Origin of the sequence: Alkalihalobacillus sp. AL-G (assembly GCF_030643805.1) — a bacterium.
Classification (GTDB): Bacteria; Bacillota; Bacilli; order Bacillales; family Fictibacillaceae; genus Pseudalkalibacillus.
Map to the genome: position 1 here is coordinate 2628700 of NZ_CP094656.1, position 19578 is coordinate 2648277.

At 40.3% G+C, this 19578-nt stretch carries 22 protein-coding genes and 1 riboswitch; of the genes, 5 read left to right on the top strand and 17 right to left on the bottom strand.

The genetic code is table 11. The features are described 5' to 3' along the window. Positions 1-104: 104 nt before the first annotated feature. From gcvPB to gcvT, 3 genes are read right to left on the bottom strand one after another with little or no spacing between them, the layout of a single operon-like run. Positions 105-1568: an aminomethyl-transferring glycine dehydrogenase subunit GcvPB gene (gene gcvPB, locus MOJ78_RS13475; protein WP_304977862.1), complete on the bottom strand. Its 1464-nt coding sequence runs from the start codon at positions 1566-1568 to the stop codon at positions 105-107. Beyond that, entirely contained in the window at positions 1565-2908 is a 1344-nt protein-coding gene (gcvPA, locus tag MOJ78_RS13480; RefSeq protein ID WP_304977863.1) for an aminomethyl-transferring glycine dehydrogenase subunit GcvPA, read from the bottom strand. Before gcvPA ends, gcvPB begins: the two co-directional genes overlap by 4 nt. A 17-nt stretch (positions 2909-2925) precedes the next feature. Next, positions 2926-4020: a glycine cleavage system aminomethyltransferase GcvT gene (gcvT, locus tag MOJ78_RS13485; protein WP_304977864.1), complete on the bottom strand. Its 1095-nt coding sequence runs from the start codon at positions 4018-4020 to the stop codon at positions 2926-2928. A gap of 201 nt (positions 4021-4221) precedes the next feature. Continuing rightward, positions 4222-4312: riboswitch (glycine riboswitch) on the bottom strand. 476 nt (positions 4313-4788) lie between these two features. Between gcvT and MOJ78_RS13490 the strand changes: the two genes are divergently transcribed. From MOJ78_RS13490 to MOJ78_RS13505, 4 genes are all read left to right on the top strand, one after another. Beyond that, a complete protein-coding gene (locus tag MOJ78_RS13490; protein WP_304977865.1) occupies positions 4789-6468 on the top strand; it encodes a DEAD/DEAH box helicase in 1680 nt (559 codons plus the stop codon). Continuing rightward, positions 6446-7231 (top strand): YqhG family protein, encoded by a 786-nt coding sequence (locus tag MOJ78_RS13495; RefSeq protein WP_304977866.1) that lies wholly within the window; start codon positions 6446-6448, stop codon positions 7229-7231. Before MOJ78_RS13490 ends, MOJ78_RS13495 begins: the two co-directional genes overlap by 23 nt. A gap of 123 nt (positions 7232-7354) precedes the next feature. After that, complete coding sequence (locus MOJ78_RS13500; protein ID WP_304977867.1) at positions 7355-7963, top strand: YitT family protein; 609 nt, start codon at positions 7355-7357, stop codon at positions 7961-7963. A 69-nt stretch (positions 7964-8032) separates the two neighbouring features. Next, positions 8033-9007 (top strand): tripartite tricarboxylate transporter substrate binding protein, encoded by a 975-nt coding sequence (locus MOJ78_RS13505; RefSeq protein WP_304977868.1) that lies wholly within the window; start codon positions 8033-8035, stop codon positions 9005-9007. A gap of 63 nt (positions 9008-9070) precedes the next feature. Here the strand turns inward: MOJ78_RS13505 and MOJ78_RS13510 are convergent, their stop codons facing one another. The 3 genes from MOJ78_RS13510 to MOJ78_RS13520 are packed head-to-tail and all read right to left on the bottom strand — an operon-like array spanning position 9071 to position 12653. Beyond that, the gene (locus MOJ78_RS13510; RefSeq protein WP_304977869.1) at positions 9071-11065 is read right to left on the bottom strand and encodes a tripartite tricarboxylate transporter permease; all 1995 of its coding nucleotides are present in this window, start codon (positions 11063-11065) and stop codon (positions 9071-9073) included. Between the two features lie 59 nt (positions 11066-11124). Then, positions 11125-11406 (bottom strand): hypothetical protein, encoded by a 282-nt coding sequence (locus MOJ78_RS13515; RefSeq protein ID WP_304977870.1) that lies wholly within the window; start codon positions 11404-11406, stop codon positions 11125-11127. A gap of 14 nt (positions 11407-11420) precedes the next feature. Continuing rightward, positions 11421-12653: an MFS transporter gene (locus MOJ78_RS13520; RefSeq protein WP_304981261.1), complete on the bottom strand. Its 1233-nt coding sequence runs from the start codon at positions 12651-12653 to the stop codon at positions 11421-11423. A gap of 171 nt (positions 12654-12824) precedes the next feature. Here MOJ78_RS13520 and MOJ78_RS13525 point away from each other — a divergent pair, with 171 nt between their 5' ends. After that, the gene (locus MOJ78_RS13525; protein WP_304977871.1) at positions 12825-12983 is read left to right on the top strand and encodes a hypothetical protein; all 159 of its coding nucleotides are present in this window, start codon (positions 12825-12827) and stop codon (positions 12981-12983) included. 122 nt (positions 12984-13105) lie between these two features. Here the strand turns inward: MOJ78_RS13525 and MOJ78_RS13530 are convergent, their stop codons facing one another. The 11 genes from MOJ78_RS13530 to comGA all read right to left on the bottom strand — a co-directional run bounded on the left by MOJ78_RS13530 (position 13106) and on the right by comGA (position 19414). Next, positions 13106-13936 carry a manganese catalase gene (locus MOJ78_RS13530; RefSeq protein WP_304977872.1) on the bottom strand — a complete coding sequence of 277 codons (831 nt, stop codon included), beginning with the start codon at positions 13934-13936 and terminating at the stop codon, positions 13106-13108. A gap of 165 nt (positions 13937-14101) precedes the next feature. Then, on the bottom strand, positions 14102-14218 hold the full coding sequence (locus tag MOJ78_RS13535; protein WP_304977873.1) for a YjcZ family sporulation protein: 117 nt from the start codon (positions 14216-14218) through the stop codon (positions 14102-14104). 177 nt (positions 14219-14395) lie between these two features. Beyond that, positions 14396-14572, bottom strand: coding sequence for a YqzE family protein (locus tag MOJ78_RS13540; RefSeq protein ID WP_304977874.1), 177 nt, complete (start codon positions 14570-14572; stop codon positions 14396-14398). 251 nt (positions 14573-14823) lie between these two features. Next, positions 14824-15360, bottom strand: a complete 537-nt coding sequence (locus tag MOJ78_RS13545) for a shikimate kinase (protein ID WP_304977875.1) — start codon at positions 15358-15360, stop codon at positions 14824-14826. Beyond that, entirely contained in the window at positions 15345-15725 is a 381-nt protein-coding gene (gene comGG / locus MOJ78_RS13550) for a competence type IV pilus minor pilin ComGG (protein ID WP_304977876.1), read from the bottom strand. The genes MOJ78_RS13545 and comGG overlap by 16 nt, the downstream gene beginning before the upstream one ends. Continuing rightward, on the bottom strand, positions 15722-16165 hold the full coding sequence (gene comGF, locus MOJ78_RS13555) for a competence type IV pilus minor pilin ComGF (protein WP_304977877.1): 444 nt from the start codon (positions 16163-16165) through the stop codon (positions 15722-15724). The genes comGG and comGF overlap by 4 nt, the downstream gene beginning before the upstream one ends. Continuing rightward, the gene (locus MOJ78_RS13560; RefSeq protein ID WP_304977878.1) at positions 16146-16478 is read right to left on the bottom strand and encodes a hypothetical protein; all 333 of its coding nucleotides are present in this window, start codon (positions 16476-16478) and stop codon (positions 16146-16148) included. Before MOJ78_RS13560 ends, comGF begins: the two co-directional genes overlap by 20 nt. Then, positions 16465-16923 (bottom strand): competence type IV pilus minor pilin ComGD, encoded by a 459-nt coding sequence (gene comGD / locus MOJ78_RS13565; protein WP_304977879.1) that lies wholly within the window; start codon positions 16921-16923, stop codon positions 16465-16467. The genes MOJ78_RS13560 and comGD overlap by 14 nt, the downstream gene beginning before the upstream one ends. Continuing rightward, entirely contained in the window at positions 16892-17218 is a 327-nt protein-coding gene (gene comGC, locus MOJ78_RS13570; RefSeq protein WP_304977880.1) for a competence type IV pilus major pilin ComGC, read from the bottom strand. Before comGC ends, comGD begins: the two co-directional genes overlap by 32 nt. Positions 17219-17313: 95 nt before the next feature. Then, positions 17314-18345: a competence type IV pilus assembly protein ComGB gene (gene comGB / locus MOJ78_RS13575; protein WP_304977881.1), complete on the bottom strand. Its 1032-nt coding sequence runs from the start codon at positions 18343-18345 to the stop codon at positions 17314-17316. Continuing rightward, positions 18332-19414, bottom strand: a complete 1083-nt coding sequence (comGA, locus tag MOJ78_RS13580; protein WP_304981262.1) for a competence type IV pilus ATPase ComGA — start codon at positions 19412-19414, stop codon at positions 18332-18334. The genes comGB and comGA overlap by 14 nt, the downstream gene beginning before the upstream one ends. Positions 19415-19578 lie beyond the last annotated feature (164 nt).

Consider the following 19578-nt stretch of genomic DNA (forward strand, 5'->3'; position numbering starts at 1 on the left):
AACAAAAAATTACAGTTTTTTGATCCTTCATTTATGTAAAAGGAAAACTAAATTAACTAATAAATGGTCCAGTAGTCAAATTAATGACCACTGAACCATTGATTTTACTTTTCTTTTACGTAACGGAGAATCGGTTTACGTGCTGCTGTTGTCTCATCCATACGTTTAACTACGGTAGTATGAGGTGCTTGCTGCACAACTTCTGGTGTCTCTTCCGCTTCTTTCGCAATTTGAATCATTGCATCGATGAATTCATCGAGTGTTTCCTTCGACTCAGTTTCTGTCGGCTCGATCATCATACCTTCTTCCACGTTCAATGGGAAGTAAATCGTTGGCGGATGGTAACCGAAGTCAAGCAGACGCTTCGCCATATCAAGTGTACGTACGCCTAGCTTCTTTTGGCGTCTACCAGAAATGACGAATTCATGCTTACAATGTTGATTGTACGGAAGCTCGAAGTAAGGAGCGAGTCTACGCATCATATAGTTTGCATTGAGTACCGCATAATCACTGACCTTCTTCAGTCCTTCACGTCCCATCGTCTGGATGTACGTATAGGCACGGACATTGATTCCGAAGTTGCCATAGAACGGCTTAACACGACCGATTGAATCCGGACGGTTGTAATCAAATCGATAGCCATCCTCAGTTTTCGTTAAAATCGGCTTCGGCAAGAACGGTAAAAGATCCTTTTTAACTCCGACAGGGCCTGAACCAGGACCACCGCCGCCATGAGGACCAGTGAACGTCTTGTGGAGGTTCAAGTGAACGACGTCAAACCCCATATCTCCAGGGCGAGTACGTCCCATGATCGCATTCATGTTAGCACCATCATAGTAAAGCTTTCCGCCAGCTTCATGAATAATGCGGGCCATATCAAGAATGTGTTCTTCAAATAGTCCTAGTGTATTCGGGTTTGTCAGCATTAACGCTGCTGTATCATCCCCAACTACACGTTTCAAATCTTCGAGATCAACAAGTCCATGTTCATCGGATTTTACCGTAATCGCTTCGAATCCAGCAACTGTCGCTGAGGCAGGGTTCGTTCCGTGTGCGGAGTCTGGAACGATGACCTTCGTACGATGATGATCGCCATTTTTTTCATGGTAGGCACGAATCATCATTAAGCCTGTCCATTCCCCGTGCGCTCCTGCAGCAGGCTGTAACGTCACTTCGTCCATCCCGGTAACTTCCTCGAGCGTCGTTTGAAGGTCATACAGCATTTCCAACGCACCTTGAACGGTATCCTCATCCTGGTAAGGGTGAATGTGTGCGAATCCAGCAAGACGAGCAACATCCTCATTGACTTTCGGATTGTACTTCATCGTACATGAACCTAATGGATAAAACCCAGAATCAACACCGTGGTTTCGGGTTGAAAGCGCCGTATAATGACGCATGATTTGCAACTCTGAGACTTCTGGCAGTTCCGGTTCTTCTTCACGCAAATAGTCTGAACCGATCAGTTCTTCTATGGGAGTTTCCGGAACATCTAGGTCAGGTAAGCTGTAACCGATACGTCCTGGTTTTGACAGTTCAAAAATGAGTGCTTGGTTTTCATTACTCATTGGACTCCCCCCAATTCATTGACAAATGTGTCGATTTCTTCTTTCGTACGTTGTTCGGTTACCGCAATCAGCATATGACTTTCAAGCTCAGGATAATATTGTCCAAGGTCATATCCCCCGATGAATCCTTTTTCAAGAAGGGCATTGTTGACGTCCTTTACCGACTTCGTAACTTTTACGACAAGCTCATTGAAGAAAGGTCCGTCAAACACAACGTCCAAGCCCTTCGCTTTAAGCTGCTGCTTCGCATAATGCGCTTTTTGTAGATTTTGCATCGACATTTCCTTAACGCCTTTTTTACCGATTGCCGTCATTGCAACCGAAGCTGCGAGGGCATTCAGAGCTTGGTTGGAACAGATGTTGGAAGTGGCTTTATCACGGCGGATATGCTGTTCACGTGCTTGTAGCGTTAAAACAAAGCCGCGTTTTCCTTCTTCATCCTTCGTTTGTCCGATAAGACGACCAGGAACCTTACGCATCAATTTTTTCGTCGTTGCAAAGTATCCACAGTGTGGCCCACCGAATGACGCAGGAATTCCAAATGGCTGGGCATCACCGATAACGATGTCTGCATTGAACTTTCCTGGCGGTTGAAGCGTTCCAAGTGATATCGGGTTACTGGATACGACAAACATCGCTTTTTCCTCATGAACGATTTCTTCAATTTCCTTTAATGGTTCAATTTGCCCGAAGAAATTCGGATATTGAACGATGACACATGCTGTATCGCCATCGACAGCTGCTCTTAGTCCATCGAGATCCGTTGTTCCATTTGAAGCTTCGACTTCAACTACTTCAAGGTTCGGACCTTTCGCATACGTATGGAGAACACTCAATGCTTCTGGGTGGATACTTTTCGATACAACGATTTTCGTTTTACGTGTATGAGCTGCACTTAAGAAAGCAGCTTCAGCAAGTGCAGTTTGACCGTCATACATAGAGGAGTTCGCTACTTCCATCCCTGTCAACTCACTGATCATCGTTTGGTATTCAAAAATCGCTTGCAGTTCACCCTGCGAAATTTCCGGCTGGTAAGGTGTATATGCTGTGTAAAATTCAGATCGTGAAATGACATGGTTAACGATTGAAGGAATGTAATGGTCATAAACGCCTGCTCCTAAAAAGGACGCGTATTCTTTCGTATTCACATTTTTACCAGCGAGCTTGCTCATCTTCGCCATAAGCTCTGGCTCACGGATTCCTTTTGTTATATTCAGATCACCTTTAAAACGCACATTTTCCGGAATATCCTGGAACAATTCATCTATCGAATCAATACCGATTTCCGCAAGCATTTCCTTCTGGTCTTGATCTGTCATAGGTAAGTAACGATGGTTCACCTTTAATTCCCCCTTTTTTAACGTTTATAGAAAGGTGACTTGACGACTTCCGCCTTTAGGCGTTTTTTACGGACCTGTACTTCTACTTCTGTACCAACTTCCGTATAGTTCGAGTCGATTAAAGCAAGTCCCAAGTTTTTCTTTAATGTAGGAGACTGGGTACCTGTAGTGACCTCTCCGATTTTCTCGTCATTTTTGAACACTTCATAATGTGTACGTGGAATACCCTTCTCAATCATTTCGATTCCGACGAGCTTACGTTTTAAGCCTTCTTCTTTTTGCTGCTTCAACGCTTCTTTTCCGATAAAATCCGCTTCTTTTTTCAGCTTGACAGCAAATCCGATTCCAGCTTCGAGCGGAGAGATTTCTGCAGTCAGCTCTTGACCGTATAGGGCTAACCTTGCTTCAAATCGTAACGTGTCTCTTGCACCTAATCCGATTGGAAGTGTCCCTTCTACTTCACCAGCTCCGAGGATCTCTTTCCAGAGTGTCGTTGCATCCTTGCTGTCACAGTAGATTTCGAAACCATCTTCCCCAGTGTATCCTGTACGGGAAACGAGAGCTTTTGTACCAGCAATTTCAACATCATCTGCAAATTTGAAAAAACCGATTTCAGAAAGGTCATAGTCTGTTAACTTTTGAAGTACCTTTTCAGCTACAGGTCCTTGTAAGGCGAGCTGGGCAACTTTACTGGAAATATTTTCGATCTCGATATTGCCTTTTTGGTTTTTCAAAAGCCAATCATAATCTTTTTCGATATTAGATGCATTCACAACGAGAAGATAATCCCCTTCTCCGTGCTTATAAACGAGGAGATCGTCGACCGTACCGCCATCCTCATAACACATAGCTGTGTATTGTGCTGCTCCATCCTTCAATTTGGAAACGTCATTGGTAAGAACATACTGCAAGTAATCAAGTGCATCTGAACCTGTTATTGTGATTTCTCCCATATGAGACACATCGAACAATCCCGCTTTTGTACGAACAGCCTCATGTTCCTCTTTAATACTGGAAAATTGTACTGGAAGTTCCCATCCACCGAAATCGATCACTTTTGCACCATAATCCTTGTACAGTTCAAAAAGTGGTGTTCGCTTTAAGGACGACATGATAAGCATCTCTCCTTTATTATTTAGAGTTTAGAGCTGTCAAAATAGTCTTAATCAATCGTCGGAAAAAAGAAAAGGACAAAGAAGACTTCAATAAGTCTTCTCTGTCCTAGTACCTGAAAGTTTTTGGGGTAAATACAATTCCAGATTCAGCCCCAATGTCCCCTTTGGTGGTTCCATGTGGAACGCTCTCCAGAGATGCGTCAAACAAGAGTCCGCTTGCCTGAGAGATTCACATTCTTGCTTGCTCCTTCGGCGCTACCTTAAAAGTAGTCTCTCCCCTTGTTCTCATTCGCCTATATGAGGATGTTCAAAGAGTCGTTTACATCCTTCCTTGAACACTCACTATATTGAAATTGCATGTTCTTCGATTTGTCCGTCGATCGTTGAATACGACTATTTCTTAGACAACAATTATAAATCTAACGTTGGTTGTTCATACTAAGTATGAAACTACTTATATCTTACCATCGAATGATGTAGAATCGCAATTATCTTTTTCTTTGAAAGCGCTCTATCCACTAGATTTCACGAACGTTTATAATAGGTATTCATCAAATGTTCGTATTCAGTGCCATTTTTATTTCAAAATGACTCGTTCAAAAAGTAGACGAATCAGAAACAAGAAGTTCAAGGCACGACAGTTTTGAGGACCGGAGCGTATGGTGTGAATACGTGAGGACCGGAAAAACCGAGTAACGTAGAAATTCGCCGTTTATCATTTGGATACTTTTTGAACAACCTCTAAAAGGAAAGGGTTTTTCGTTTATGACTCTTAAAATACTCCATGATCAAAACTGGTCGGATGGATTCCTTAAACGAATTGAAGAGGATGGACCCTGGGCGAATTGGGAGCTTTATAAACTAGCACTCGAAGCCGAAAAAAGTGTATGCATTCCTGATTTTCTTGGGTTACAGGCTCCAAGGCATATTCCACATGTCCAAATACTTCCTCATCAGCTTGAAGTTGCCAGGACAGTGATTGAGGACATGAACGGTAAAGGCATTCTTGCTGATGAGGTGGGACTTGGGAAAACGATCGAGGCCGGCTTGATCACGAAGGAGTACATGATTCGTGGACTGGCAAAGAAGATTTTGATCTTAGTTCCCGCTTCCCTTGTACTTCAATGGACACATGAATTGACAACTAAATTTCTGATACCAGCGGTCCCACAGAAAAAATCTTATGTTTGGGAACAGTTTGATGTGGTTGTCTCATCGATCGACACAGCTAAAAGAAGTCCGCATCGTGAAATCGTATTGAATCAGGACTATGATCTTATCATTATTGATGAAGCCCATAAACTTAAAAATAAAAAAACGAAAAACTACGAATTTGTTCAGCACTTAAAGAAAAAGTACTGTTTGCTATTAACCGCTACCCCGATCCAAAACAAAATAGAAGAAGTGTTTAATCTCGTATCATTACTGAAGCCTGGACATTTAGGTAACGAAGAATATTTTGATGATGCCTACCGTTCCGGTCGCTATAACGTCCAAAATGAAGAAAAGCTGAAGCAGTTGATCAACAAGGTGATGGTGCGTAACCGACGTGAAGACACTGGATTAAAGTGGCCGAAACGATTTGTGAAAACGGTCCCTATTACACTTTCACCAACAGAACGGGAACTCTATGAATCCATTACAGATGTAAAAAACGAAAGCTCACTCGTTTCTCAACATGCCTTTTCAACGATTACGTTACAACGGGAAGTTTGCAGTAGTCGAGAGGCGGCTTTTCTCACTTTGAAGGCGATGGCCGAGAAGGATGATGTAAATCCATCCTTACAGGAACTAGCTCTTTCATTGATGAGAAAAATCGAAAATGTCGATCGCAACTCGAAAGCTGAGAAAGCGCTTGAACTGATTCAAAGCATTGATGGCAAGGTGATCATCTTTACTGAATATCGTGCAACACAACTCTATTTACAATGGTATTTACAGCAGCACGGGATTAGTTCTGTTCCATTTCGCGGTGGTTTTAAACGAAGCAAAAAGGATTGGATGACTCAGCTTTTCAAAAATCATGCGAAGGTCCTGATCGCTACCGAAGCAGGTGGTGAAGGGATTAACCTGCAATTTTGCCAACACATTATCAATTACGACCTCCCATGGAACCCGATGCGGATAGAACAAAGAATAGGTCGTGTTCACAGAATCGGTCAAGAACAGGATGTACACATTTACAATTTTGCAACGGAAAATACGATTGAAGAACACATTCTCCGCCTTTTATATGAAAAAATCAATCTCTTTGAAAGTGTCATTGGTAATTTGGATGAGATTTTAACAAGAGTTGGCATGAAAAATATTGAACAACATATTCGGCAAATTTTTTACGAATCAGATTCAGATGGAGAAATCCGGATTAAGATGGATAATCTGACTTCCATATTGAACGATTATGGCGATGAGGGGGATTCGTATGCTTCAGAACGACATTCATAATTTTTTAGATCAATACTTTACAGCAAACGAATGCGAGATCCTTGAAAGAGGCGAGGACCTCCTTCATGTTCGCTTATCGATCGAGCTTGATAAACTTTTAATGAACCGTCCATTTTACTGGCACTACTTAGAGAAAACGGGCGGAACACCGAATCCGATGGACCTGAAGCTTAGAACCCAACAATCGGAGGAATCTGCAAAAGACGGAGAATTTATCCACTTTGGCTCACCAAGACTACATCAGATTTTTGAATCATGTCAGCAACTAGCACCATATATCCGATTATTTGAGCAGGTTGAACAAAAGCCAGGCGCATTTATTCCGCTCATTCCGTGGCTCGGTTTAAACATTAAGGTTTCCTATCAATGCGACCGTAAAAAGGATTACCTATATTCCATTGGATTGAACCTCATAAATGGCCAAATGAAGGAACAATTTCAAACCTCTTTAGATTCTTTTTCACTTACACCAAAAATTCCGGATTATTGCTATACGATGAGCCCCCTTATTAAACCGGTAAGTGGAATCAAGCGGGTCGAGAAATATCTCGATAACCTAATTGAACAAGATGATCCTCAATGGGCAGTGGATGCGAGAAAACGCTGGCAGGAAGATGATGATTTATTAGAGCATTTTTATCAAGAGGTTGAAGAAAAGCCTGAGGTTTACTATGTGGAAAAGAGAGCGTTAAAAGAGTTGTATGAACCAAAAGTTTGCGTCAAGGTCATAAACGGAGGAATGTTCTACCTATCCAATAGTTGAGGGGAACCGTGAAATCCAAATGGTTTTACTTCCTTACCTATAAAGTATATCGCTTGCTTCTATCTGTAGATGAGCCTTCATAAGTATGTACAAGGTTATCTAAATGACAGGCAGGTAAAATATATGTACAAAACATATGGGTTGATCACATTCGGGGGACTTCTTCAGGGAATGGCGATGGGGCTGTTTTTATTTCCACATAGTATCCCTTCTGGAGGGGCTGCCGGTATTGCTGTACTACTGAATTTTTGGTTTAGTCTTCCTTTGGGGTTTGCACTTTGGCTCGTCAACTTCACTTTACTTGTTGCAGCCATTAAAGGACTTGGTAATGCGAGTACTATTGGTACAATGTATGCAATAACAATCACCTCTTTATCAGTGGATTTTTTTAGTTTTGACATGTACAGGCCTTATTCGAATGAATGGATCGATCTGATTTTCGGAGTAATTTTGTTAGGAATCGGTGTAGGTATTCTAATGCGGCAACAGGTTTCTAATGGCGGTATGGGTGTTCTTGCTTTAATCATCGCTAAACACCGCAACCACCCTCCTGGAAAGGCTTTGTTTTGGATGAACGGGTCTATATTCATATTTACAGCCTCGATCATTGATTGGAGCATTGTCGTCCAAGCCGTAATGTGCCAGTGGCTTTCCACACGAATTGTTGATGTAGTCTATAATCTTCCACCTTCACCTCAGGTATTTCCAACCATGATTTTACGACGAAAATAAAGTAGACGACATATAATCAGATTTTTAAAGCATAACATGTTATGAATATACAGAAGAAAGGAGGCGAATATGTTAAATTCGAAACATTTTGCTATTACCCTTTATCTTGTATTCGTAACAGTTCTCATTTCCGGCTGTTCCTCTACACAAAACTCTTCTGATGGATATCCGGAAAAGCCGATCCAAATCATTGTTGCCTATTCACCTGGAGGTGCAACAGACACCCAAGCAAGAATAATCGCCGAATATGCACAAGAATACTTAGGGCAAGAATTAGCGGTTGTGAATAAGCCTGGGGGAGGCGGCCAGGTTGGTTGGAATTACTTCTCATCTGTAGATCCCGATGGATATACGTTAACCGCTTATAACTTGCCGCATGTTATCACACAACCGTTAGTCGGGGACACTTCTTATGAATTGGATACGTTTGAACCAATTGTAAACTGGGGAAAGGATCCTACTGTTTTTGCAGTCCCGCAAGATAGTGAAATTACTGATTTACAGGATTTGATTGATAAAGCCAGACAATCCCCTGATCAAATTACGGTCGGTCATTCAGGTAAATTCGTTGGCCAGCATATGGCAATATTACTTCTTGAACACTCAGCAAACATTCAATTGAAAGATATACCTTTTAAAGGTTCAGCCGAGGGTATCGCATCAATGTTGGGTAACCATACAGATGTTATGTCCGGAAACCTTTCTGATTTATATCGCCTAGGAGATCAAGTAAGATTGTTGGCGATCGCAACCGAAGAACGGCATCCGTTTGTCCCTGACCTTCCGACTTTTGGGGAATTGGGTCATACAAAAGTGGTGATGAGTACAGATAGGGGAATTGCAGCTAGAGAAGGAACCCCTGACAAAATTATAAAAAAGCTTGAAAAAGCGTTTATGGAACTCCTTCAAGATGAGGAATTTTTAGCAGATATGAAAAAGTCGGGGGCAGATATGCTGATATTAGACCGCGAAAATGTATTGACAGAGTTTGAAATACGTCATGAACAATATCAAAAGTTACTTGAGTCGATCGGCATCAAATAACAAAAGCAAATTGAAAAAACAGGAAACAGGATGCCTACATCTCCTGTTTCTTATTTTCTGCTTTCACTTGATCAAAAGATCAGATATCAAAAGTGACAACCCAGCAGGCAAAGGTACTTTTACAACACCGCTGAAGATGATATACATAAAAACTGTGAATGATATGGAAACAATCATGATTTTAGGAAAAGAATGAGCCTTCTTGTTTCTTTGGCGGTAAACATAAAGAGGAACCGATATCATCAAAACCAATACTTGAATGTAGAACCCAACGATATTCGTTATTAAACTGATCACGCAAAGGAAAGCTAAGAAGATGATACGTGAAGCTTCAATATGCCTTTTTTGGTTTTGCAACACTTTCTTAGACCGAAAAGGATATTGGAGATAGTGAATTACGGCAAGTAAAAGCATTAACGCGACCGTTATTTTCGGGAAAATTCCTTGTTCAAAATCAAGTTCCCAAACATACCATAAGCCAATTGTAGTAGTGATGACAATGAACATCCAGCTAAGCCCTCTGACGGAAAGTAAATTGGAAAACGAAAATGCCTTTCGATTTTCTTTTTCAATCGTGGACCTTTTCTTGTATATCTGCCAGATTGAATACGCTACTGTGATTGATATCAATCCGATTAACACTACATTCCAAGTTCCAGTGAAAAAAAACAGCAACGGAGAACCGCTTGCCTCTCCAACGCGTAAGCCTTGTAATAATCCGATCTCTGCAATCGGGCCTAAAATAAAACCGAGTGCAATTGGAGCAGGTGAAAACCCGAATTTTTGCAGGAGATATATCAAAACTCCAAGAAATACCATCGTATAGATGTCAAACAGGTTATTTTGGGTTGCATATGCACCAATGATACAAAAAGCCATGATAATAGGTGCTAAGAAATAAGCTGGGATCCTGTTTAATTTGATCAAATATCGGATCAGCCCCAACCCTATGATCAAAAGTAATATTTGAGCGACAATCATTCCTAAAAAAAAGGTATATACAACAGGTGCGTTATCCAAAAATAAGCTTCGTCCAGGCCATATGCCATGGATCAATAATCCTCCTAAGAAAATGGCAGCAGTTGGAGAACCTGGAATCCCTAAAGTAAGCAACGGAATCAAAGAACCTCCGACCATTGCATTGTTTGCACTTTCTGACGCGATAATACCATCCTTATTCCCTTTGCCAAAATGATCCTTATTTTTACTAAAGCGTTTAACTTCGTTATAGGCTAAAATACTTGCGATATTCCCCCCTGCTCCAGGAATTACGCCGATAATACTCCCAACCGCACTACCAATGGTGACGGATTTCGGCTTTTTTATGATTTCAGAAAAGGATTCTCGGATTGTAGACTTTGACGAAGAATAATGGGGGACAGGCTTCTCCCCTTTTTTTGAAAGGTCGGAAACCAATCTTAATGCTTGGGGAAACGCGAACAGACCGATCAATACCGCAACAACATGCAGTCCTCCCATTAGGGATTCAATACCGAATGTCATTCGTGGCAGACCAGTGAAGGAACTGATTCCAATAAAGGATAGTAATATCCCGATACCACCTCCCAACAACTCTTTCGTGATGGAGCCTTCTGAAATAGCTGCAATCACTGTTATTCCGAAGATGGCGATCCAAAAATTTTCTGATGGTCCAAATTTTAGTGAAAATTGTACGAATATGGGAGCGAAAAAGATTAACATTAGCATGCCGAACACCCCCCCGATACAGGAGGATATAGTCGCCAGTTCCAAAGCTTTTCTTGCTTTACCTTGTTTCGCCATTGGATGACCATCGAAGGTAGTTGCAACAGATGCAGGTGCACCAGGTACATTGAACATGATCGCAGGGATTGAACCACCATATACACTTCCGCAAAAGATCCCGCCCAAGAGCAAAAGACCATCGACAGCAGGAAGTGAAAACGTGAACGGAATACACAAAGCTACACCCATCGTTGGTGTCAATCCAGGAAGCGCCCCAACAATGATACCTAACAAAACACCGAAAACCAATATGAGTAAATGATGAAATTCAATAAGCTGAAAAAAAACCTCCACTCAACCCACACCTCCGAATCGACTCAGAGTAGGGTATTCACCTAGTTAAACTTTTGTGCTTATTTAATCTCTCCTTGTTCAAGGTCGATTTTTTTACCGCCTATCGCTAAATAAGTATACACTTCCAACTCCTCTTTCGATTTACCCATTCCTTCGATATAAGGCTTGACCAAGTCTTTGAAGTCTTCGGATACCCCTTCTTTTTCAAGCTGACCATATACATACATTTTCTTATCTTTCAATATAAACGCAATATAGCCTACTGCCTTTTGATTTTGATCCACAATGTTAAGGACTTGTGCTTCTTCTTTTATAAATTCTGGGGAAAGATAGATTTCCAATAACAATACCCTCCTTATTCGGTCTGTGCATTTATTTGAAATTTTTTAAATAGTGTTGTTTCTGCATCGTCTGAACCTTCTTTTTGTGGATGTATCATTGTAAAGGACAGGATAGCGACTACTAGTGTCAGTCCTGCAGTCGACCAAAACATTCCTGTTCTTGACCAGCCCATCAACCATCCGTAAATCGGCGGACCGCCAGCAACACCAAGAAAGCGTACGGAACCATATAAGGAAGTGACAAATCCACGGCGAGCTTTTCCAACAGATCCTGTTATAAGGCTGTTTAAACACGGAAGTACAAATCCTGTTCCAAGACTGCTGATCGCTAAAATCGAGATGAATAGAAAAAGCTTGTCGAAGAAAACAAGCAAGCTAAAAGACGCGGTCATACATAGTAACCCTATAACAATCAGATTTTTCATAAGTTGAAGTTTTTTTCCGATTTTACTTCCTGTAATATAAGAAGTTGTACACAAGACTAATAGCGGTATTGCTAATATTGCTCCTTTAAGTACACCATCGATATGATATTTTTTTTCTAATACATCTGATAAGTAAAACAGTATCCCGAATAACGTAAAAAGACAGGTAGCACCGACTAAATATGTTGTAAAAAGCCACCTGCCTTCATGTTTAAAAACAGAGAACAAACCCTTTACATATTTTCCCGGAGGTGGGGGTGCTTTTTTTTTCGGTTTTTCCTTTATGAAAATCCACGCTAATACGATAGAGAGAACACAAAACAGCGGAAAGGCAAAGAAAACTGCATACCAAAATAATAAAGCTAAAAGCGAACCGAGAATGGGGGATAGAACTTTTCCAAACCCATTCGATGCCTCTACAACACCTAGAACTTTACTTTGTCTCCCCCCTTTAAATAAATCCCCTGTCAATGCCATAGCTATCGGAGACGTTCCCGCAGCACCAAGGCCTTGAAGAATCCGACCAGCGATAATCCAAAAAAACGCTTTTGAAAACCATGCTGCTGCTAATCCAGCTAAAAGCCCACCGATACCATATAAAAAAAGACACGGGATTATGATCGCCTTTCTTGAAAAGCGATCGGATAAATAACCGAATAAAGGAATAGCAATGGCTGCAGCTATTGAAAAGACCGTGATTGTCAAGCTGACTTGAAACTGTGTGAGGTTCAACTCCGACTTCATTTTGGGTAAAATCGGGATCAACATTGAATTCCCAAGTGTCATTATCATTGGGATTGACCCTATTGCAAAAACGGTCATTGCTGTATTTTTGTGAGAAGACAAAGGCTTTAACACACCCTTCCTTACAATCATAACCTTTTAAAATCCGCTGTTTTAATATCTCCCCAAGGTTCTCCGTTATACGTTCACATTGTATATCTAAAAACGAGTTGGGAAAATTAAAAACAAACAAACTAAGGAGAGATTCTTATGCCCCAAAGGGACTTTGACCAATATAGAATGAACCTTGGACCTAAACCAAAAGGAAAAATCAACATTGGTTATGAAGCATCAACTGGAAATGATACTCCTAATAATTTGCCAAATCAGCAAAATGAAACAACAAAACGAACGAGGAAAAGTGAATAGCATCCATATCGGGTGCTTTTTTTACTGAAGCTTAAAATTATTGACGGTAGATGCAATATTCGAACAATAAAACACCTCCATTTTCACAATTTTGAACATGAATCAGAAGGTGTTGTGGTTGTTCATTCATTCATACTGTCTGGAGGCGTTCCGTGAATATGTGGAGGGGCAGGACGAAGGACTGGTACTTGACCCATAGCCTGTGGATCACTTACATATTCAAACTCAGCCTGACCATCCATACTTTTTCCTTTTGCCCAGAGACCCTCACTACTTTCTTCACCTTTTGAAAAATTCATAAATGAATAAGAAACTTCTTGTTTTTCAAACTCCTGATTGAACGTACTTGGTACAACTGGTTTTTCCTTTTGCATTAATTCCTGAATGGCTGCCATCCATTGGTTTTGATGCATCGTGTCCCGTGCAATAAGGAAAGATAACATATCACGTACGCCTGGATCATCGGTCATTTCATATAATCGCACAACTTGTAGACGTCCTTGGGATTCAGCATTTAAGTTGGCTCGAAAATCAGCTAAAAGATTACCACTTGCAATGGTATATCTGGAATTCCATGGATAGCCTGTACTATCTGTCGGAGTTGCACCTAATCCTGATACAATAGCATGCTGTGGGTTCATTCCCCCCATAACGGCGCCAATGACTGGATCGTTTGCCGCTTTTTCTTGTTCTTCCACTGGTGCACCATCTAATAACTGTGCAATCATTGTTGCGATCATTTCCACATGCGCCATTTCCTCTGTTCCAATATCTAAAAGCATATCGCGATATTTTTGTTCAGCTCGACAGTTCCAACCCTGAAACAAATATTGTATTGTAACGGTCATTTCTCCAAATTGCCCACCTAATATCTCCTGAAGCTTTTTAGCATATACGGGATCAGGACGATCCGGTTTTGCATTATATTGAAGTTCTTTGACATGAAAAAACATAAACAACATCCTCCTAAGAAATGAATTCGTTCCTAGGGTAACCTTTTAAAAAAAAGCCTATCCATTATCAAAAAATAAAAAAATGCTGGAGTATGTTCTCCAGCAATGGACATAGAAGTAGGGGGGGCACTTCTACTGTATTTTATATTCTATAGGAAAAAAACATTAATATCCTCCACCGCCGTAACCACCGCCAACAAAAGCAACTCCGACAATGATCAATAGGATGAACAATACAACGATTAAGGCAAAACCTGAACCGTATCCACCTCTTCCAGACATTAAAACACCCCCTATCGAACTACACTTTATAAGATATGTCCAATAAGTTTATCTGGCAGGGCTTTAAGGTAAAAACTTTTCACAGATCAAACTAACAACCAAAAAAGAGCCGGTCCCTTCCAAGGTGCAATATACACCTTGCGCTGGTTGAAGGTCCTGACTCTCTTTTTGATTTTTTCATTTTCGTTTAATAAGCATGGAGATCGCCATCGGTACAAGCCCGAACCATTGAACAGACATAGGAGGTTTATGATCTTTGCGGCTTGTTCTTTTCTCGCGGCGTTTTTCCTTTGGTTGATCGAAGTGCCTGACAAATTGCTGTGTAAGATACTTTACAAAATCATTCGTTGACATTGAAACCACCCGTATTATGATTACTTTTTTGAACAAATATAGGTTGAAAAATGGACGAAACAGATAAACCCTTAGGAAGTTCGAGTAAAACCGTTACGTCCTGTAACAACGTCGAACTGACTCACATCCTTTGAGCCCGAGACACGACAGTTTTGAGGCCCGGAACGTATAGTTCTAATACATGAGGACCGGAAAAACCGAGTAACGAAGAAATTCGCAGTTTATCATTCGATGATTTTTGAACAACCTCTTCAGTATTCAGTATTGACAACACCAGACGTTTTAATCCACCCGACAATTTCCGATGCAACCCTTGGGATACTCTTCCCTTCTGTATCAATGATTAAGTCTGCATCATGATAATAAGGCTGTCGCTGTTCAAATAGTTGCTGAAGTTCTCTTCTTGTTTTACCGGTAACAAGTGGTCTCGACAGATCATTTTGAAGTCGATTCACAATGGTATTGACCGATGTTTCCAAGGATATTACACAGCCATTCTCCTTCATAAAACATCTATTTTCCTTTCGGAGTACGATCCCTCCTCCAGTCGTTATAATAACGTTTTCGTTAGGTAATTCCAGGAGTGCTGCCTGTTCTTCATCACGGAAATATACCTCGCCCTTCCTTTCAAAGATTGAAGGTATATCCCATGATAACTTTTCTTCAATATATTGATCTGTATCAATTACAGGCAGGTCTAACACTATTCCGAGCTCTTTTCCGATGGACGTTTTCCCTGCTGCCATAAAGCCCGTTATATAAATTGCTCTCATTACACCACCGTCCATTTCACAACTTCCTTCTTAACATAATTATAATACAGAAAACCTGTCGCTCTTCCAGATTCATTTAAAATTACCTCTAAGCGAAAAATATATACTTCATCCGAAAATTTGATCGTTTCGTACTGCATTTTTCCATCTTGATAAATGAAAGTACCTGATTCCCCTTCACGAATTCCCTCATTCTTTATTTTATCAACAAGGTCCTCCCTCCCCATTTGCAGGTATAGGTCGGATTGAATCCAGGCTTTTCGTTCTTGTAAAAAAAGTTGTTCACTTGATAACAGTTTAACATTGTAAGCAATGACAGACAGAATAATTAACGTCATCATAATCGCTAATGCGGTGATATAACCGGATTCATTCTTCATTGAACGATACTTTCATTGCTTATTGGTTGTACGAGCAACGATGAATGGCTATAAGTTAACCCCTGCACTTGAATAATTATTTCAACAGTATTAGTTGAGGTTTTAGGTGAAAAACCGTTAATATTTTGAACCATCGTTTCAAATCCATTGCCGTCAACCTTTCGAATGATCCGGTCTCCATATTTTTCATAGGACACTGTTGAGCCATCTGTTTGTGTAAGGTAAAGTATTCCGGACTGTATATAAGCATCCAATGATCCTTGGATCTCCTTTCCAGTCTGTTCAAAAAAGAGAAAGACTTCTTGATCATGCAACGCGTTATCATTCGTAGAATAAATTACGGAAAATACAGTCGGTGTCAGTGAGACAATGGTGAGGAATACCGACAAAGCAATCATCATTTCTAGCAGTGTATATCCTTCAATCCCTGGCTTTTCCACAAATCGATTCCTCACGATTATTTTTCCCTTTCCAATCAACGCAAATTTCGATTCCGTCTTCTTTGGTGATCCAACTAATATCAAACTTTGTACCGTACCTTCCTTTTATCATCTTTGTATTAGGCTCTTCATTTGTTGCCGTCCAATGTTGTAATAAGTTGTAGCAGAGTTCCATTCCGAAGTTCCTTTCCTTTAATGCAAGACGTTCCTCATAAATGAAAGTCATCTGCGGAACAATCCATAGAACCATAAAGGTGAAGACACTCAATCCGATCATCGCATCTAAAAGAAAATATCCTTTACAATTGTTCAATATAAAACCGCCCCTTCCCAAGATGAAAGACGATTTTGTACGTTTCCTCTTTCGAGCGCAGCAGTAATGTCCCACCTTCACGTATCGTACCGTTATTGTTATAGGATATTGACAAACTTGTTGTTCCTTCTTCAAAATATACGTTATCAGGATATTCGACCTGTTTGATGATTTTCGAAGGACCCGTACGGATTATATATTGCATTTTCGTATTATTAAATTTCACCTCGACTGGAACCTGTTCTGCAAGTGCATACTGTTGAGCATAATGTAAGTCAGATGTTAACAACTGAATGAACTGGTCGAGCTCACGATTTGTTTTTATTGAGTATAAGTTGATGAACACAACTCCAGTTAAGACGACTAGAATGGAAAGCACCATCATCATTTCTAACATCGTATATCCCCTAGGACTAAGGAGTTCCGACTTTTTGGACGGTACCATCAAATGTTATCTCCAATTGTTGACCGCCTGGGCAAGTCGTTTGGTCAATGTAACCATCAGTTAACATACCATTTAGATCTATTGGCAACGTTCCTTCATTAATCTGATAAGCCGCTACCTGGCTTTGTATGAGGTCGATGGTCGCTAAACAGCTTTTGTCCTTAACAATCTGGTTGCTTTTAGACATGCTAGGTACTGCAATTAACAAGAGTATGGAGATGATTAAGATTACAATCATCATTTCGATCAAAGTAAACGCTTTTTCGTTATAAACAAACCCAGTTACTTCCTTCATTTTATTTCTCCTTTGGTCAAAGTTAAGAACTGAACAGATGGAATGACTAGCTTCAGCGCTTGTCACATCTGAACAGGGCGCTTCCGCTTTTATAGTCATAAAGATTGGAATAGATGGAAGATCGGCGCCATTACTGTAAGGAACAAGATTAATACAAGGCAGCCGATCACTCCGAATAATATCGGTTGAATAAGATTTAGATTCCGATGGAGTCTTTCTTCCAAATTACTAAACAACATTTCACTGAATAACGTTAATTCATTTCCAAGGCTTCCATTTGACTGACCAAAAGCGACGACTTGCGCAAGTTCAGGTAAAAAATATGTTTTACACCGAAAGATTTCATCGAGTTGTTTCCCACCTCTCAATTCGTTTTTTAAAAATAACGCTTCATCCTGGAACAACCGGACATAATGTTGATTTTCAAAAAGCTGAATTGCTTGTGAAACAGAAAGCCCACCTCTAAGCAAATGACCAAACTGAAAAGCAAAGAACTGGGTAACCAGAATTCGAATGTAGTTTGAGAGCATTGGGATTCGGAGAGCCAATAACAGCTGTTCATGTGGTGATTTTTTTCGGTGGGTAAACGGATACAGGATTGCCAATAGAAAAATGACTACGAGGATGAAATAGCAGAGATATGGGATTACTTGGAGAACCGTGATTAAGGCGACGGTTATGGAGGGGAGTTTTAAGTTGACGGAATTAAATAATGAAGTGAATTGGGGAATCAGAAAGCGAATCAGGAAGAACATCATACCACTTAGGATAGCCAGTAATGTGAGCGGGTATCGGATCGTCCTGAAAAACATCTTTTTTAAATGTTCCCTCTTCTGCAAAATTCGGCTTCCTTCTAACAATCCAAACGATAGTTTCCCCTGTTCAGATGCAAAGTACAAATATCCTAAAATATCGCTTGGAACCTTTTTGCCTTCAAGCACTTCGAACAACGGTGTTCCCCTTTTTAAATCTTTTATGATATCTGTTACGGGGTATTGTGAATAACTGCGATAATGCACCTCCAGTAAAACCAATGCATTTGAAACTGAATAACCTTTGCTTAATAACATCCCTAGCTCTTTTAAAAACTTCGATTGCTCTAAGCGATTCCAATTACGTTTTCTCATATCCCAGCTCCATGACTGAATCAGAGTGTGATTCTGGAATGTAGCCCATCGCGATTGCTCTCATCAAGTAGTCTTCAACCTTAGGAAAGGAGGTTGAAACAGGTCTTCTTGTCTGGACTTTATTCATAACCGTTTGTAAGAGCGGTCCATTTAAGAGTTCATACACTCCCATTCTACGATGCTGCCTCCTCAACATACAAAACAATGAACAGGTATCACCACAGTATGGACAACTTAATTCATAAAGCCGCTGTGACACAATTCCGAGTAATGTTTGCCGTAAATCTTCGATGTGCACCCCAAAATCATTCAACCTATACAAACATCCAATCGTATTTTTCGCATGAAGTGTTGAAAGAACAAGATGTCCGGTCAGGGATGCACGAATAGCAAGCTGTGCCGTAGCCTCATCACGAATTTCCCCAATCATGATCACATCAGGATCGTGTCTTAAAATGGATTTAAACCCTTCGAAATATGTGACGCCAGCAGGTTCGTTGATCTCGATTTGTAAAACTGTGTCCATCTTTTTTTCGATAGGATCCTCAAGCGTGATGACCTGTCGCTTTTTTTGTAACTGCATTTCCTTCAAAAGTGAGTAAAGTAATGTTGTTTTTCCTGAACCTGTCGGACCTGCAAACAGCAGTAATCCCTGAGGTTTATGAAGTAAGGAATAAATTTGTTTCAGGATGTTCGGAAAAACAGAGAGGTGTGTAAAGTGGAATTTTTCTTCTTGTAGTAATATTCGGATCGCTAATGCTTCGTTGTAAGCGGATGGTAGTGTGGAAAGTCTTAAATGTACATTTCCATTTACGGGAAGGTAATGATGGATTGCACCGTTTTGAGGTTTTCGCTTTTCTCCAATATCCATGCCTGATAAAAATTTGAAGTGTGAAATAAGTCGATCGCTAAAGCTTAGAGGAACTTCTTCAAGAGGATATAACCTTTGGTCAATTCTTAGTTGTATAAGTGCCGACCTTTGTTTAGGTACAATATGGAGGTCAGTTGCACCGAGAGAAATTGCCCGTTTTAACAGGGCTTCACTTTTTGTTTCAGCATTTACACTTATAGGACCACCTACTTTCGGGAATTATAGTTAACATTCGACAGGATTTTTATAAATCCTTTTTTATTAATAAAATGTTTGAATATTTTTTTGTATAGCCAAAATACTATATTTAGAATAGGACACAAAATTGACATAGCAATTGTGATTTACTTTTTTCAATCAAT